The 15,350-nt window shown below is 35.6% G+C and carries 16 protein-coding genes; 10 read left to right on the top strand and 6 right to left on the bottom strand.

Going from position 1 to position 15,350, the window contains the following annotated elements; translation table 11 throughout:
- The first annotated feature begins 157 nt into the window (after window positions 1-157).
- The gene (locus IMCC3317_RS10700; RefSeq protein ID WP_160129495.1) at window positions 158-997 is read left to right on the top strand and encodes a hypothetical protein; all 840 of its coding nucleotides are present in this window, start codon (window positions 158-160) and stop codon (window positions 995-997) included.
- 234 nt (window positions 998-1,231) lie between these two features.
- On the opposite strand, the gene IMCC3317_RS10695 is transcribed toward IMCC3317_RS10700, so the two are convergent.
- Genes IMCC3317_RS10695 through IMCC3317_RS10675 form a run of 5 tightly spaced genes read right to left on the bottom strand, consistent with a single transcriptional unit; the run spans window position 1,232 to window position 4,451 of the window.
- On the bottom strand, window positions 1,232-2,047 hold the full coding sequence (locus IMCC3317_RS10695; protein WP_160129494.1) for a TPM domain-containing protein: 816 nt from the start codon (window positions 2,045-2,047) through the stop codon (window positions 1,232-1,234).
- On the bottom strand, window positions 2,047-2,487 hold the full coding sequence (locus tag IMCC3317_RS10690; RefSeq protein WP_160129493.1) for a TPM domain-containing protein: 441 nt from the start codon (window positions 2,485-2,487) through the stop codon (window positions 2,047-2,049). Before IMCC3317_RS10690 ends, IMCC3317_RS10695 begins: the two co-directional genes overlap by 1 nt.
- Before the next feature lie 26 nt (window positions 2,488-2,513).
- The gene (locus tag IMCC3317_RS10685; RefSeq protein WP_160129492.1) at window positions 2,514-3,104 is read right to left on the bottom strand and encodes a LemA family protein; all 591 of its coding nucleotides are present in this window, start codon (window positions 3,102-3,104) and stop codon (window positions 2,514-2,516) included.
- A gap of 43 nt (window positions 3,105-3,147) precedes the next feature.
- Entirely contained in the window at window positions 3,148-3,477 is a 330-nt protein-coding gene (locus IMCC3317_RS10680; RefSeq protein ID WP_160129491.1) for a MerR family transcriptional regulator, read from the bottom strand.
- Window positions 3,477-4,451: a M23 family metallopeptidase gene (locus IMCC3317_RS10675; protein ID WP_160129490.1), complete on the bottom strand. Its 975-nt coding sequence runs from the start codon at window positions 4,449-4,451 to the stop codon at window positions 3,477-3,479. Before IMCC3317_RS10675 ends, IMCC3317_RS10680 begins: the two co-directional genes overlap by 1 nt.
- A 217-nt stretch (window positions 4,452-4,668) precedes the next feature.
- Here IMCC3317_RS10675 and alaS point away from each other — a divergent pair, with 217 nt between their 5' ends.
- The 4 genes from alaS to IMCC3317_RS10655 all read left to right on the top strand — a co-directional run bounded on the left by alaS (window position 4,669) and on the right by IMCC3317_RS10655 (window position 8,973).
- Window positions 4,669-7,281 (top strand): alanine--tRNA ligase, encoded by a 2,613-nt coding sequence (gene alaS, locus IMCC3317_RS10670; RefSeq protein ID WP_160129489.1) that lies wholly within the window; start codon window positions 4,669-4,671, stop codon window positions 7,279-7,281.
- Window positions 7,282-7,316: 35 nt separating this feature from the next.
- Window positions 7,317-7,715 carry a hypothetical protein gene (locus tag IMCC3317_RS10665; RefSeq protein ID WP_160129488.1) on the top strand — a complete coding sequence of 133 codons (399 nt, stop codon included), beginning with the start codon at window positions 7,317-7,319 and terminating at the stop codon, window positions 7,713-7,715.
- 4 nt (window positions 7,716-7,719) lie between these two features.
- Window positions 7,720-8,670 carry a GSCFA domain-containing protein gene (locus IMCC3317_RS10660; protein ID WP_160129487.1) on the top strand — a complete coding sequence of 317 codons (951 nt, stop codon included), beginning with the start codon at window positions 7,720-7,722 and terminating at the stop codon, window positions 8,668-8,670.
- A gap of 105 nt (window positions 8,671-8,775) precedes the next feature.
- The gene (locus IMCC3317_RS10655) at window positions 8,776-8,973 is read left to right on the top strand and encodes a GldL-related protein (protein ID WP_160129486.1); all 198 of its coding nucleotides are present in this window, start codon (window positions 8,776-8,778) and stop codon (window positions 8,971-8,973) included.
- On the opposite strand, the gene IMCC3317_RS10650 is transcribed toward IMCC3317_RS10655, so the two are convergent.
- The gene (locus IMCC3317_RS10650; protein ID WP_160129485.1) at window positions 8,974-10,713 is read right to left on the bottom strand and encodes an aromatic amino acid hydroxylase; all 1,740 of its coding nucleotides are present in this window, start codon (window positions 10,711-10,713) and stop codon (window positions 8,974-8,976) included.
- Between the two features lie 111 nt (window positions 10,714-10,824).
- Here IMCC3317_RS10650 and IMCC3317_RS10645 point away from each other — a divergent pair, with 111 nt between their 5' ends.
- From IMCC3317_RS10645 to paaC, 5 genes are all read left to right on the top strand, one after another.
- On the top strand, window positions 10,825-11,400 hold the full coding sequence (locus tag IMCC3317_RS10645; protein WP_160129484.1) for a TetR/AcrR family transcriptional regulator: 576 nt from the start codon (window positions 10,825-10,827) through the stop codon (window positions 11,398-11,400).
- 140 nt (window positions 11,401-11,540) lie between these two features.
- On the top strand, window positions 11,541-12,614 hold the full coding sequence (paaE, locus tag IMCC3317_RS10640; RefSeq protein WP_160129483.1) for a 1,2-phenylacetyl-CoA epoxidase subunit PaaE: 1,074 nt from the start codon (window positions 11,541-11,543) through the stop codon (window positions 12,612-12,614).
- Between the two features lie 379 nt (window positions 12,615-12,993).
- Entirely contained in the window at window positions 12,994-13,956 is a 963-nt protein-coding gene (gene paaA / locus IMCC3317_RS10635; RefSeq protein WP_160129482.1) for a 1,2-phenylacetyl-CoA epoxidase subunit PaaA, read from the top strand.
- An 88-nt stretch (window positions 13,957-14,044) separates the two neighbouring features.
- Complete coding sequence (gene paaB, locus IMCC3317_RS10630; RefSeq protein ID WP_160129481.1) at window positions 14,045-14,335, top strand: 1,2-phenylacetyl-CoA epoxidase subunit PaaB; 291 nt, start codon at window positions 14,045-14,047, stop codon at window positions 14,333-14,335.
- A gap of 165 nt (window positions 14,336-14,500) precedes the next feature.
- On the top strand, window positions 14,501-15,253 hold the full coding sequence (paaC, locus tag IMCC3317_RS10625; RefSeq protein ID WP_160129480.1) for a 1,2-phenylacetyl-CoA epoxidase subunit PaaC: 753 nt from the start codon (window positions 14,501-14,503) through the stop codon (window positions 15,251-15,253).
- The last annotated feature ends 97 nt before the right edge of the window (window positions 15,254-15,350 follow it).

Here is a 15,350-nt window from a genome sequence, read left to right as displayed (position 1 = left end):
ATATTCAAAAAATCTAAAATAGACTCATATAACTAATCGTTAAACAGAAAATTTAGTGATGAAAAAAATAGTGCAGCCACTTATTTGTATAGTGCTACTGCTGAATTCTTGCACAACTCCTAAGCAAAAAGTTGATCATGAATTAGAAACAATTTTTATGAATTGTATCTACTCATCATTGCCAGACAATGGAGTTGAGTTGATAACAATTTTGAAAAAAGCAGAGCAAATACTCATTGAAGAAGAATTACTAAAAGATGGAAGTGGTGAAAGTTATCTAAAGCTATACAAGAACATAGAAAAAGCTACTGATGGGAAACTCCAAGATTTGCGTGTTGCAGAATACATTCAAAAAATGATGCAGAAAGATTTAGATGTAGATAACTATGTAAATTGTATGCAAGAATTTATGCAAAGCCCTAAATTTCTCGATTCTAAATTGAATAAATTGAATAAATTTATAAATTTAGCAAGATCTGAAACGAATACACCTGAAATCAAAACACTCGTAAATAATATGTTGACTGTTTTTGAAGCTACAGACTTTGAACATAATTATTATAAATACTTGACTTTTTTGCTGTTGGATAAATACAATCAGACAGATTTTGAAATTCAGAACATTGATAGAAGTCTCCCAAAAGAAACAGCACCTAAAATCTCTGCTTCAGCACTAGAACAAGCATTCAAAATAGAAATGCAACCAGAAGAAGTTCTTTTTGTCAATGGTGAAAAAACGCCGCGAAATTCACTACGAAAGAAAGTGATAACATATTTGCGAAAGCATAAATCAGAGAGTATTATTAGTGTAAAGTATGATATGAAGATTCCATATTCATTTTATATAGTTGTTCAAAATGAAATGGTTGGTGCTTTTGAAGAAGTTAGAAACGAATTAGCAAAACAAAAATTCAATAGTTCGTTTGATGATTTAACCCAAGAACAACAAGAGGAAATCAAAAAAACATATCCAATGAAAATTGTAGATCAAGAATGAAAAAGAAGCTACTAAAAATCTCACTAATTTTTCTCTTTCTAATATGAATTGCAGACTATGTTTTGACGATTCATGTCGCTCCATATACCATCTTCAACAACAAAAAATAAATCTAGCAATTACGCCAGAAAAGCTAGATTTGCAAAGTGAAAAACTAACAATCCAACAAGTCTAAAAGCGCAAGCGAGTCCAAAAGCAAAGCGTGTCTAATTACGGTAGCTTAGCCTGTCGAAGCTACCAACTTCCACCAGCGCCACCGCCGCTAAATCCGCCGCCACCGAAGCCGCCACCAAATCCACCGCCGCTGCTTCCACCACCGAAACCGCCACTACTTCCGCCGCCAAAGCCACCTTTACCCAAACTGCTTAAAACAATAATATCGAGTAAATTGCTTCCTATACCACCGCGACCATTATTTCCGCCGCCATTTCGTTTATTATTTGATATAATAGATATCAATACGATAAAAAAGATGACTAAAAACATAATAACTCCAGAGGGAATTCCTTCGCTTGACGATTGTCGCCGTTCGCCAGTAAATTCGCCGTTTAAAACCTCAATAATACTATTGACGCCTTCATCTAAACCGCCATAATAATTATTTTGTTTAAAAAAGGGAATAATTCTATTTCGAACAATTTGACCTGTAACTCCTGCGGTTAACTTATTTTCAGCGCCATAGCCAGGAGAAATCCATATTTTACGCTCTTGTTCAGCTAAAAGAATAATCACACCATTATCTTCTTTCGCTTGTCCAATTCCCCATTTCTGTCCCCATTCTGGCGTAAGCATACCAATACTTTCACCTTGTAAACTTTTAATAATAACTACCACAATTTGCGTAGAAGTTGTATCAGAATATTTGATGAGTTTATTTTCTAAAGCAGCTTTTTCGCCACCAGAAAGTAAACCAGCATAATCGTATACTGCATCAGGATTTGCTTTCGTAGGCTTTGGTGGAATGTCAAACTGAGCGTAGGAAACGTTCAAGAAAAACAGTCCAATAATAAAACTGAAAATTTTCAAATATGTATGTGTGTTTGTCAGCATTAGCCTCTTGAAATTTCGTTTGGTAGTTCGTCTACATCTGTGTCTGCGTCCCAAGGAAAATGTTTTTGCAATTCCAATCCGGCTTGTAAAACACCTTCAATCATTCCTTTAGTAAAATTTCCTTGTCGGAATTGATTTTTCATCGCATCACGCGTTGTGTTCCAAAAATCAGTAGGAACTACATTATTAATGCCTTCATCTCCGCAAATAACAAATGTTTTATCTGCCACAGCGACATAAATAAGTACGCCATTCCGAAGTTTTGTATTATCCATTTTAAGCAGATGAAATACTTCTAGTGCGCGATCAAATGTGTTAGCATCTGTATGCTTTTCTATATGAACTCTAATTTCACCAGAAGTATTTCGTTCCGCCGTACGAATGGCAGCAACGATTTCTTGTTCTTCCTCAACGGAAAGGAAATCTTCTACTTTAGACATATGTTTTGGGTGCTTATTAGGTATTATTAATTAAAATCGAACTCAACATCAGGTGCTTTTTCAGTTCCTGGATCAGCTTTGAAACGCGCCATTTCTTTTAATCCAAATGCACCTGCATATAGGTTGTTTGGAAAAGTGATGATCTTTTTATTGAAATCATTCACTGCGCTATTGTAGCGATTTCTTGACGTACGAACAGAATTTTCCGTACTTGCGAGTTCGTCTTGTAGTTTTAAGAAATTTTCATTGGCTTTCAAATCAGGATAACGTTCAACAGTTACCAATAATCGTGACAATGCGCCAGAAAGTCCAGCTTGTGCTTCTTGAAATTTCGCCATGTTTTCGGGCGTTAAATCGTCTACATTAATTTGTGTTTGAGTTGCTTTTGATCTTGCATTAATTACCGCTTCAAGCGTTGTACGTTCAAAATCGGCAGCACCTTTAACCGTTTTCACAAGATTTCCAATAAGGTCATTTCGACGTTGATATTCACTTTCAACATTAGACCAAGCAGTTTTGGCATCTTCTCTCAGCAACACCATTCCATTGTATTTGGTGTATGCAAAAATCGCAAGTATAGCCACAATGACTAAAGCGATTATCCATTTTTTATTCATAATTATTCAGGTTTATTTGTTAGTATTGTATTTAGTTCAAACGTTACAGATTGTCCTTGATTTTTACAAGTTCAGCTCTAATCTGTTGTAATTTACGAATAATCTCAAAATTGGAAAGCGTTTTCTTCTTTTCCTCTTTTAAATGAACTTTTGCGCCGTCGAGTGTGAAGCCACGTTCTTTGACCAAATGATAAATAAGTTGAATGTGTTTAATGTCTTCAGGCGTAAACTTACGATTTCCTTTAGCATTTTTCTTGGGTTGAATTTCATCAAATTCTTTCTCCCAAAAACGGATCAAAGAAGCGTTTACGTCAAAAGCTTTGGCAACTTCGCCGATACTGTAATATAATTTTTCTGGTAAATCAATATGCATTAGTCGAGCGATTGATTTTGTTTGGCAGCATTTTTTAATAACTCTTCAAATTCTTTAGCAGATAAATTTCCATAATAGAAATTAAGCGGATTTATTTTATCTCCATTTTTACGAATTTCATAATGTAAATGCGGCGCTTGCGATCGTCCTGTACTTCCCACAAAACCAATCAAATCACCACGTTTCACCTTTTTTCCTTTACGAACGTTGTATTTACTCATGTGTGCATATAGCGAAACATATCCGTAACCGTGATCTATACGAATGTGTTTTCCAAAACCAGAAGAAGAATTATCGGCGCGTTCTACAACTCCATCACCAGCAGCATATATTGGCGTTCCTTTTGGCGCTGTAAAATCCATTCCCCAATGCATCTTTCGAGCTTTCGTAAACGGATCATTTCGCATTCCATAACCAGAAGCCATTCGCGTTAAATTTTCATTAGTTACAGGCTGAATTGCTGGAATAGAAGCTAAAAAATCTTCTTTATCTTCTGCCAACTTTGCAATTTCGTCCAACGATTTAGACTGAACTACCAATTGTTTTTGCAACACTTCCAAGCGTTTTGTCGTAGACACAAGCAAATCTGCATTTTCATAGTTATACAAAGCTTCATATCTATTTACACCGCCAAAACCAGCTTTGCGTTGTTCTTCAGGAATTGGGTTTGCTTCAAAATACAAACGATAAATAGTATTGTCTCTTTCTTCAATATTTTCTAGAACAGATTCCGCATGCGCGATTTTCTTATTCAGCAAATCATACTGAAATTGCATTTTTGCCAATTCACGTTGCAACACCTTTTCATTTGGTGTTTCAAATGATGTGTAAATGAAGACAGTTACTAGCAAAATAGCGCATAAAGCAACGGATGCAATGTACAATAATGCATAGCCAATTTTACGTCCACGCTTGCTTTCAATCTTGCGATATGACAGCGTTTCTGAATCGTAATAATATTTTACCTTACTCATTCCTTAAAATATTCTATTTTTGCACAGATTCTCAATAAAAATATTTCATGAGAAACTTGTGAAACAAACAAATATAACTATTGTTTTACAGTTTTTGGAAATTTTACAGCAGCTTAAGATAATTTTAATAAATCATAAAGTAGCTTTGACAATCAAAATTTAATAGGTTTACATAAAATACGAGATTATATATTCTCTTTTAATCAGTTAAGAATAAATGAAATCCCAAGATATTAGAACCAAGTTTTTAGAATTTTACAAATCTAAAGCGCATCAAATTGTGCCTTCTGCGCCAATGGTTATGAAAAATGACCCAACTTTGATGTTTATCAACTCTGGAATGGCACCTTTTAAAGAATATTTCTTAGGAAACGGAACGCCAAAAAGCAATCGTATTGCCGATACACAAAAATGTTTGCGTGTAAGCGGAAAACATAACGACTTAGAAGAAGTTGGATATGACACGTATCATCACACGATGTTTGAAATGCTTGGAAACTGGAGTTTTGGCGATTACTTTAAAAAAGAAGCCATTACGTGGGCTTGGGAATTATTGACAGAAGTTTTCGGAGTAGATAAAGATATTTTATATGTAACTGTTTTTGAAGGAAGCGAAGAAGATGGTTTACAGCTAGATCAAGAAGCGTATGACTTGTGGAAAGAAATTATTCCAGAAGAGCGCATTTTGATGGGAAACAAAAAAGATAACTTTTGGGAAATGGGAAGTCAAGGACCTTGCGGGCCTTGTTCAGAAATTCACGTTGATATTCGTACGCCAGAAGAAAAAGCACAAGTTTCTGGAGCAGATTTGGTCAATATGGATCATCCACACGTTGTGGAAATCTGGAACTTGGTTTTCATGCAATACAATCGTAAAGCAGACAAATCATTAGAAAAATTACCTGCAAATCATGTTGATACAGGAATGGGATTTGAGCGTTTATGTATGGTTTTGCAAGATGTAAAATCGAACTATGATACAGACGTTTTTACGCCAATTATTAGAGAAATAGAAGCGATTTCAAATACAAAGTACGGAGAAGACGAAAAAGTAGATGTTGCCATTCGTGTCATTGCCGATCACGTGCGCGCAGTATCTTTTTCTATTGCTGACGGACAATTGCCAAGTAACAATGCAGCTGGTTATGTAATTCGTAGAATCTTGCGAAGAGCAATTCGGTACGGATTTACTTTCTTAAACAAAAAAGAACCATTTATTTATCGTTTGGTAGATGTGTTGGATAAAAAAATGGGGAAAGCGTTTCCTGAACTTACAGAGCAAAAGCAACTCATTCAGAATGTAATAAAAGAAGAAGAAAATTCATTTTTACGTACGCTAGATCAAGGTTTGGTATTATTAGATCGTGTGATTGAAAATACAAGTGGAAAAGAAATATCAGGTAAAAAAGTATTCGAATTAAAAGATACCTACGGTTTTCCAGAAGATTTAACAGAGTTGATTCTGCGTGAGCGCGATTTATCATACAATAAAAAAGAATTTAAAAAATTACTAGAAGAACAAAAAGGAAAAGGTCGGGAAGCAACAGCGATTCAAGCAGATGATTGGGTAATTGTTATAGAAGATGAAGAAGAAGAATTTGTCGGATATGATATGCTTGAAGTTGATGTAAAATTGACGCGTTACCGTAAAATTGAAACCAAAAAAGATGGTGTACAATATCAATTAGTATTCAATTTGACACCATTTTATCCAGAAGGCGGCGGACAAGTTGGTGACAAAGGATATTTGGAAGTGCCAAATGGCGATGTTGTGTATATTTTGGACACGAAAAAAGAAAATAATCTAATTATTCATATTGCGAAAAATTTACCAAAACATATAAACGTAACGTTGCGTGCTGTGGTTGATAAAAAGCAACGTAATCGTACAGCGGCAAATCATACAGCAACACACTTATTGCATCAAGCATTGCGTGAAATTTTAGGAACGCATGTAGAGCAAAAAGGTTCGGCAGTACATTCAAAATATTTACGTTTCGATTTTTCTCACTTTTCAAAACTTACCGTAGAAGAATTACGCGATGTTGAAGATTTTGTAAATGCACGAATTGAAGGAAAGCTTCCGCTAGAAGAAAAACGTAACAGACCAGTTACAGAAGCAATGGCAGATGGCGCAATGGCGTTATTTGGCGAGAAATATGGAGATACGGTTCGTTCTATTCGTTTTGGAAAATCGATTGAATTGTGCGGAGGAACACATGTGGAAAATACAGGCGATATCTGGCATTTTAAAATAAAATCTGAAGGCGCAGTTGCGGCAGGAATTCGTAGAATTGAAGCAATTACATGTGATGCAACGAAAGAGTTTTATGCGACAAATAACCGCGCATATTACGAAATCAAAGACGTTTTAAGTAATCCGAAAGATGCTGTAAAAGCAGTTTCCGATTTAAAAGATGAAAACTCAAAGTTGAAAAAACAGATAGAAAGTCTGTTGAAAGACAAAGCGAAAAATGCAAAAGGTGACCTAAAAGGACAATTACAAGAAGTTAATGGCGTTCAATTTTTAGCAACCAAAATAGATTTAGACCAAAACGGAATAAAAAATCTAGCGTTTGAACTTGGTGGTGAACTAAAAAACTTATTTTTGTTTTTTGCTACCGCGAATGGAGACAAAGTAATGTTAACGTGTTATATTTCCAAAGAATTAGTTGCAGAACGTGGTTATGATGCTGGAAAAGTAGTGCGAGAATTAGGAAAATTAATTCACGGCGGCGGCGGCGGACAACCCTTTTTTGCAACCGCAGGCGGAAAAAACCCTGGAGGAATTCCAAAAGCGCTTGAACGTGTAAAAGAATATATAAAATAACTCAATATTAACAATAATAATATTATAATAGCCTTATGAAAAAATTATATATAATTGTATTTGCATTGCTACTTGCAGTGCCAGTTTTAGCACAAGAAGAAGCTCCGAAAGATGCTTCTGATGAAGATGTATATGTTTGGTGTGTAATGCCAAGTAAAAAAGGACAATGGTTGCGTTTAACGCCGCCACAACCTGCGGTAGTTGCAGATTTTCAAGATAAATTAGTGTATCTTAAAATATTAAATCCGAACGATATTACGGAAAAAGGAAAATTAGACAGAGCTACAAGTGATGCTATTTTAAAAATGGAAAGCATTAAAGGTGTATCATACCAAAGCAAAGAATTGGTGGGATTTACGCAAGGAATGAAAAACCGTTTGCTGATCATGTATCATACTGCAAAACGAGCTGCCGATCTAAAAGAAAAGCAATAGTTTTATGATCTTGCAAACCAACATTCCGTTCGCAAAAGAAAATTATAACCCAATAACATATGAAAGTAACGTATGTTTATTGGGTTCTTGTTTTTCAGAACATATTGGCGGAAAGTTGGCGTATTACAAATTCAATACGTTTCAAAACCCATTCGGAATTTTATTTCATCCAAAAGCGATTGAGAACTTACTTACGAAAGCAATCAATAAAGATGAATTTACGGAAGATGATATTTTCTATGTAAATGAACGTTGGCATTGTTTTGAAGCACATTCTGAATTGAGTCACGCAGACAAAAATGGATTGTTATCAAATTTGAATTTGGCAATTGAAAACACGAATCAAGTGCTGCTTGAAGCTTCTCATGTAATTATCACCTTAGGAACTTCTTGGACATATCGCCATATTGAAACCGATACAACGGTTGCCAATTGTCATAAAGTGCCGCAAAAGCAGTTTTTAAAAGAATTACTTTCGGTAGATGAAGTCGCAGCAAGTGTTGAAAATTGTGTTGTATTACTGAAAAGCTTCAACCCGAAAATTACGGTAGTTTTTACCGTTTCGCCAGTGCGACATTTAAAAGATGGTTTTGTGGAAAATCAGCAAAGTAAAGCACATTTATTGTCCGGAATTCATCACGTAGTTTCTGAGCGAAATCAAATACATTATTTTCCGTCGTATGAACTTATGATGGACGAATTGCGCGATTATCGTTTTTACGCGGAAGACATGATTCATCCAAATGCTACGGCGATTAATTACATTTGGGAGAAATTTCAGCACAATTGGATTTCTCACGAAAGTGAAAAAACGTTGGAAGAAATAGAAACTATTCAAAAAGGATTGGCGCATAAACCATTCAATCCAAACTCTGAACAGCATCAAAATTTTTTAGCAAAACTACAAGCTAAAATTGAAAAGCTTCAAAAAACGTATCCATTTATGCAATTCTAAGTCAACTTCGGTTCGCTTTTTTACATATAGAATAAAGTAGTATCTTGGATTTTTCAAAAATCAATCTGGCTTTAAGTTCAAAAACGGGTTGCAATCTAAAAAACTATGAAAGTAAAACACATTATTGCTATATTTCTTTTAGGCGTGTTTATCACTATTATCGGTGCGCTATTCAAAATTCAGCATTGGCCATATGGTCCAGAACTTTTATCAGTTGGTTCATTTACAGAAGGATTGGCAATCTTACTTGGAATATGGAAATTACTAACGACAAAAAAATTTAAAGATTTCTTGAATAGTTAACTAAACAACCAACTCAATTCCGTCTGCAATCAATTGCGAAACTTCTGGTCGTTCTGTTTGAATTTCTTCTAAACGATTTAAAACTTTCGTTTGAAACGATATATCTTCAGTTGCCAATTCGTACAATTCAACAAGCAATAACCAATCATTTGAATGTGCTTTCGAAACTTCTTCAAAAATAGTTTCAAGCGAAACAGTTGTGTCTTTTTTGGTTCTAAAATCGCGAACTTTCGCATACAAAGCCTCCAAATCTTTAGCTGCTTTTGATGTTGGAATCTTCACAGTCAATGTTTCCGATTTAAAATGCGCCATATCAAACGATCTGTAATCTGCCGCGCCAGCATATGCGGAAACAATCTCTTTTCCTAGAGCCAAATCAAATGTTCCGTATGCTGGTTTAAATAACACTTCATTTTTGTATGTAACTGTACAATCTGTAAACTGAATCAAAATTAACTTTCCATTAATATTCCGAATTCCTGTCACGTTTAAACCTTCTACTTTGATGCCGCTTTCATACTCGAAGGCGATGCGTTCGCCATCATAAAAATTATACGCTTTTAAATCTCTCGGACTCATATCTTCAATCGCCAAATTGATTCCTTTTAACTTGCCTAAAGGCGAACTAAAACCGTGCGGATGCATTGTAATACCATGACCAATTAATTCTTTCTCTCTGTTTGATAATGCAGTTGGTCCTTCTGTCTTAAAAAACACAACTTCATTATCTTCATTCGTAATCATTTCTGTGAAAATTCCAGAAACTTGCAAACCTGTACTCAGTTCAATAGTTCCAATTTTTTTAGAATTAATTAGTTTTTGCAAACCTCTAAATCCGCCTTTTCGCAATGCCATTGTAGTTACAAACTCTTCCAAAACTTGCATTAAATGTGAAAAATCGGGCGTTACATACAATTGCGGTTGTGGTTTTGTAATATCAAACTCTTGGTACGCGGCGTCCAAAGCGTATGGAATTTTTTTCACTTTATCAGTCATACACCATTTACTTTCTCCAATGGAAGAAAGCAAACCTGCGCCATAAATTTTCGGGTTTTGTATATCGCCAATCAAGCCGTATTCAACAGTCCACCAATGTAAATTTCGAATCATTGCCATTTCGGACAATGCTACTTTTTTAGACTGCAATTCGTTCACGCGAGTTTCTGCTGATTCAATCTCGGTTTCTGTACTTCCTAGCGATTCTTTCACAATAGAAAGTTTCCGAACTGCTTCATACATTTCATTATCATGCGCCGATAAAATAGCTTTGGCGCCAATCTCTCCAAATCGTCTCAAATATTCTGCATAATCAGGATTGGAAATAATTGGTGCGTGTCCTGCTGCTTCATGAATAATATCGGGCGCTGGTGTGTAAGTAATATTTTCTAACTGCCTAATGTCGCTCGCAATCACCAATACTTTATAAGCTTGAAACTCCATAAAAGCATTTGGTGGAATAAATCCGTCAACGGCAACTGCTGCCCAACCTATTTCTTTCAAAATACGATTCATGCCGTACATACTTGGGATTTCATCAATAGAAATCCCCGTTTTTTGCAAACCGCTTAAATACGAATCGTGCGCTACTGTACTCAAAAAAGAAACACTCTTTCGCATCACATAACGCCAAACAGCTTGATTTATGGCGGAATAATCGTCATAATTCTGTGGTTTTATATATTGTTGTAAATGCGGAGGAAGTCTGTCCAACAATGGATTTGTTTCAATATTCTGATTCATGCGACAAATTTTCACAAAGCTATTAAAACATAAAATATTCAAGCAACAAAATATAGAAATTCAACGTATTTCATAAAATATGTATCTTCACAGACTGATTATGGTAACTTGATGAAACAAAAACCTGAAACTCGCAAAGAAGAAATTGTACGAACAGCCGAAATGCTTTTCAAAAAAAAAGGATACAGTGCTGTGACAATGCGTGACATAGCGCAAGTAATGGGCATAAAAGCAGCGAGTTTGTACAATCACATTCAATCCAAACAACAAATACTTTCAGACATTGTCATAAACATAGGTGAGCAGTTTACAGTTGGAATGTCTCAAATAGTTGCTACTGACTCAACAAGCATCGAAAAATTAGAACGAATCATTGCATTACATGTGCAAATTACACTAGAAAATCCATCAAAAATGGCAACCATGAATAACGATTGGATGCATTTGGAAGAACAAATAGAATACTATCTTACCTTACGAAGAAATTACGAAGAAAGCTTTCGGCAAATACTAAAACAAGGTATTGCAAACGGAGAACTCAAAGAAGTAGATCCTGAAATCATCCTATTCTCTATCATTTCTACCTTACGTTCGTTATATCTTTGGATTCCTAAAAAAGAAGACATCATCAAAGAAGACTTACTAGCAGCATTGAGCAAAGTGTTGCTTACAGGTGTAGCAGTTTAGGATGCTAAAAATGTCAAGAAGTACACTAATTAATGCCTTTTTTTCTTCATGTAAACTATTGACATATACTATTTAACAAAAATTTAGTTGCAAGTCAAACTAACAATTGTTAGTTTTGTAGAAAGAACTAAAAAAAGTGCATGGCAAAGTTTCACGAAATTGAAGTAGCTGACGTATATAAAGAGACTTCAAGTTGTACGGTAATCACATTCAATATTCCTGAAAACCTTCAGGAAGAATTCAACTATATTCAAGGACAACATTTAACGTTGCGAAAATTTATCAATGATGAAGATGTTCGCAGATCGTATTCGCTGTGTTCAAGTCCTGTAGACAATCAATGGAAAGTCGCTGTAAAGCAAATTCCGGGCGGCGTATTTTCTACTTATGCAAACACGGAATTAAAAGCAGGAGACAAACTTGAATTAATGGCGCCAGCAGGTCATTTTTACGTTGAGGTTGATCCGAATGGGAAGAAAAACTACATTGCGTTTGCCGCAGGAAGCGGAATTACACCAATGCTTTCTATCATAAAAACACACTTAGCATTAGAGCCAGAAAGTACATTCAAACTTTTCTACTTGAATCGCACGGTAAAATCTATTATCTTTAAAGAAGAAATAGAGCAGCTGAAAAACAAATACTTACAGCGATTCAATGTGTTCTATTTTCTAACAAAAGAAAAACGTGATATCGAATTTTTAAACGGACGTTTTACCGCAGAGAAAATTCAAACATTAGCAAAAACTTTCATCGACATAAAAGACACAGCAGATTGTTTCATTTGCGGACCTGAAGAAATGATATTTCTCATCAGAGACGAATTGGTAGCGACAGGATTGCCAAAAGAAAACATTCATTACGAACTATTCTTTTCGGGCGATGCAAAAACATCCAATGCACAAATCGCGAAAGCGTTAGAACAAAAAGTAGAAGGAACAGACGTAACGATTCTTGATGGCGGAAAAGAATTTCATTTCATCATGGAAGACGAATATGACAACATCCTAGATGGCGCATTAGCCGCAGGAGCCGATTTGCCTTTTGCGTGTAAAGGCGGCGTTTGTAGTACGTGTAAATGCAGAATTGTAGAAGGTTCCGTAGAAATGAAAATAAACTATGCATTATCAGAACATGAAGTCGCTAGCGGATTAATATTATCATGCCAATCTGTTCCAACCACAGAAAAAATTGTAGTTGACTTTGATGTGTAATAAAATAATTTGGGCGTTACCACAAATGTTCATTTCGAGAAAACCTCAATGAACATTTGCGGTCAGGCTATCACAACTCGCTTTTTGTGAGATGAATTTATACGAGGTCACTGAGTGTATCGAAGTGAAGGCAGGAATCCATCTCACAAAAGAGCTCAAACAAATTGTTCCATCCTTAACGTTTACATTGAGCGGAGTCGAAATGCAGAAATTCCCATGAAAATGGAAAACAAAGATCAAAGAATATAGAACAGAGAATAAAGATCAAAAAACGAATTAACGAAGAACAAACAAGAAAATTGAAAAAGGAAAATAATAGAAATCTAAATGAAAACTTTTAAATTTAACATTTAGCATTCTACATTTAAAATTCATAATTATGAGTGAAGCACAAATAAAAAACTTAGAGGAAATCTTCGAGCAGCGCATCGCAAATGATGAAAAGATCGAGCCAAAAGATTGGATGCCTGAAAAATACAGGAAAACACACATTCGACAAATATCGCAACACGCACATTCTGAAATCGTAGGAATGTTACCAGAAGGAAACTGGATTTCCAGAGCGCCTTCATTGCGTCGTAAAGTTGCGTTACTAGCAAAAGTACAAGACGAAGCCGGACACGGATTATACCTTTACAGCGCATGTGAAACCTTAGGAATCTCTCGCGAAGAATTATACGAACAACTACACTCTGGAAAAGCAAAATATTCAAGCATCTTTAACTATCCAACGGTAAGTTGGGCAGACATGGGCGCAGTTGGTTGGTTGGTAGATGGTGCCGCAATTATAAATCAAGTACCATTATGTAACACATCATTTGGGCCTTATGCACGCGCAATGATTCGTGTATGTAAAGAAGAAAGTTTTCATCAGCGTCAAGGATTCGAAATCATGATGAAATTATGTAACGGAGCTCCAGAACAAAAAGAAATGGCGCAAGATGCATTAAATCGTTGGTGGTGGCCTTCATTAATGATGTTAGGTCCAACAGATGCAGAATCAGTGCATACAGAACAATCGATGAAGTGGAAACTAAAGCGTAAAACTAATGACGAATTACGTCAACAATTCATTGACCAAACTGTTCCACAAGCAGATATTTTAGGATTAACCGTTCCAGATCCAGACTTAAAATGGAATGAAGAAACAGGTCATTATGACTTTGGAGAAATCAATTGGGACGAATTTTGGCAAGTTGTCAAAGGTCATGGACCTTGCAACAAAGAACGTATGAATGCAAGAGTTGGCGCATGGGAAGAAGGAGAATGGGTTCGTGATGCTGCGATGAGTTACGCAGAAAAAAAACAAACAAAAAAAGAAAATTCAGCGAAAGCTGTATAAAAAAGAACTTGAAGCTGAAGCTGAAATCGAACGTATTCAAATTCAATTTCGACCTCAATTTCGACTTCAAGTTTAAATTCATAAAATTATGTCAAACAAAAAGACTTGGCCACTTTGGGAAATATTCGTCAGAAGTAAAAACGGATTAGAACACAGACACTTTGGAAGTTTGCATGCAGCTGATGCCGATATGGCGTTGGAAAATGCAAGAGACGTTTACACACGCAGAAGCGAAGGTGTAAGTATTTGGGTTGTAGAATCTAAAAACATTACAGCTTCAAATCCTGAAAATAACGGAGAGTTATTTGAACCTGCACACGACAAAGTATATCGTCATCCAACGTTTTATACGTTACCAGATGAGATAAAGCATATGTGACGCTTTGCGTCATTCCCGCGCAGGCGGGAATCTTATCAATGTAAGTTTGTCATTCCTGCGAAGGCAGGGATCTAAATACGCAAGTTGAATGGATTCAAAGTGAATAGTAATTCAAAGAAACAGTAAGTTACCATTAAAAAGATACCCACTTTCGTGGGCATAAATATGAAAACAAACCTATACAACTACATACTTGAATTAGCAGACAATTGCTTGATTGCAGGTCAGCGATTGGGAGAATTATGTGGACACGGGCCAAGCTTAGAAACCGACATTGCGTGTACAAACATTTCTTTAGATTTATTTGGGCAAACACGTAGTTACTTTCAATATGCTGCCGAAATTAAAGGAAATGAAGCTACAGAAGATGATATTGCGTTCTTACGAATAGAGCGTGAATACAAAAATGTACTCTTAGTAGAGCAACCAAATCGTGATTTTGCATATACAATTGCAAGACACTATTTATTTGATGTATATCATTTATTAGTGTTAGAAAAACTGCAATTCAGTCAAGACATCACACTAAGTGCAATTGCAAAAAAAGCAATCAAGGAAGTTTCGTATCATGTACGTTTTACGGGCGATTGGATAAAGCGTTTAGGCGATGGAACTGAAATTAGTCACAAAAAAATGCAAAATGCAATTGACGGACTTTGGACGTACACAAACGAATTGTTTGAAGTAACCGAAGAAGCTAAAATAATGGCGGAAGAAGGAATTGGTGTCGACGTTTCCACACTAAAAGATGCATATTACGAAAAAGTAACTTCATTACTAGAAGAAGCAACACTTACAATTCCTGAATTGAAATACTTCCAAAAAGGAGGAAAATCAGGAATTCATACAGAACACATGGGCTATTTATTGGCCGATATGCAATACATGCAAAGAACGTATCCAGGCATGAAGTGGTAAAAGAATAACGAATACAGAATGTCGAATGATAAATAAAGAAGTGAAAATTTAGAAGAATTAAAGAACTTCAATATTCTTTATTTAGTATTTAAAATAA

It is taken from the genome of Kordia antarctica, from assembly GCF_009901525.1.
Lineage (GTDB): Bacteria > Bacteroidota > Bacteroidia > Flavobacteriales > Flavobacteriaceae > Kordia > Kordia antarctica.
The sequence above is the reverse complement of the archived record's forward strand: the minus strand, read 5'-3'. Positions and strand labels throughout refer to the sequence as shown.

What these genes read in the sequence shown, in the direction of transcription:
- IMCC3317_RS10700 (WP_160129495.1), top strand. Translation starts at nt 158, where the DNA reads ATGAATTGTATCTACTCATCATTGCCAGACAATGGAGTTGAGTTGATA.
- IMCC3317_RS10695 (WP_160129494.1), bottom strand. Translation starts at nt 2,047, where the DNA reads ATGCTGACAAACACACATACATATTTGAAAATTTTCAGTTTTATTATT.
- IMCC3317_RS10690 (WP_160129493.1), bottom strand. Translation starts at nt 2,487, where the DNA reads ATGTCTAAAGTAGAAGATTTCCTTTCCGTTGAGGAAGAACAAGAAATC.
- IMCC3317_RS10685 (WP_160129492.1), bottom strand. Translation starts at nt 3,104, where the DNA reads ATGAATAAAAAATGGATAATCGCTTTAGTCATTGTGGCTATACTTGCG.
- IMCC3317_RS10680 (WP_160129491.1), bottom strand. Translation starts at nt 3,477, where the DNA reads ATGCATATTGATTTACCAGAAAAATTATATTACAGTATCGGCGAAGTT.
- IMCC3317_RS10675 (WP_160129490.1), bottom strand. Translation starts at nt 4,451, where the DNA reads ATGAGTAAGGTAAAATATTATTACGATTCAGAAACGCTGTCATATCGC.
- alaS (WP_160129489.1), top strand. Translation starts at nt 4,669, where the DNA reads ATGAAATCCCAAGATATTAGAACCAAGTTTTTAGAATTTTACAAATCT.
- IMCC3317_RS10665 (WP_160129488.1), top strand. Translation starts at nt 7,317, where the DNA reads ATGAAAAAATTATATATAATTGTATTTGCATTGCTACTTGCAGTGCCA.
- IMCC3317_RS10660 (WP_160129487.1), top strand. Translation starts at nt 7,720, where the DNA reads ATGATCTTGCAAACCAACATTCCGTTCGCAAAAGAAAATTATAACCCA.
- IMCC3317_RS10655 (WP_160129486.1), top strand. Translation starts at nt 8,776, where the DNA reads ATGAAAGTAAAACACATTATTGCTATATTTCTTTTAGGCGTGTTTATC.
- IMCC3317_RS10650 (WP_160129485.1), bottom strand. Translation starts at nt 10,713, where the DNA reads ATGAATCAGAATATTGAAACAAATCCATTGTTGGACAGACTTCCTCCG.
- IMCC3317_RS10645 (WP_160129484.1), top strand. Translation starts at nt 10,825, where the DNA reads ATGAAACAAAAACCTGAAACTCGCAAAGAAGAAATTGTACGAACAGCC.
- paaE (WP_160129483.1), top strand. Translation starts at nt 11,541, where the DNA reads ATGGCAAAGTTTCACGAAATTGAAGTAGCTGACGTATATAAAGAGACT.
- paaA (WP_160129482.1), top strand. Translation starts at nt 12,994, where the DNA reads ATGAGTGAAGCACAAATAAAAAACTTAGAGGAAATCTTCGAGCAGCGC.
- paaB (WP_160129481.1), top strand. Translation starts at nt 14,045, where the DNA reads ATGTCAAACAAAAAGACTTGGCCACTTTGGGAAATATTCGTCAGAAGT.
- paaC (WP_160129480.1), top strand. Translation starts at nt 14,501, where the DNA reads ATGAAAACAAACCTATACAACTACATACTTGAATTAGCAGACAATTGC.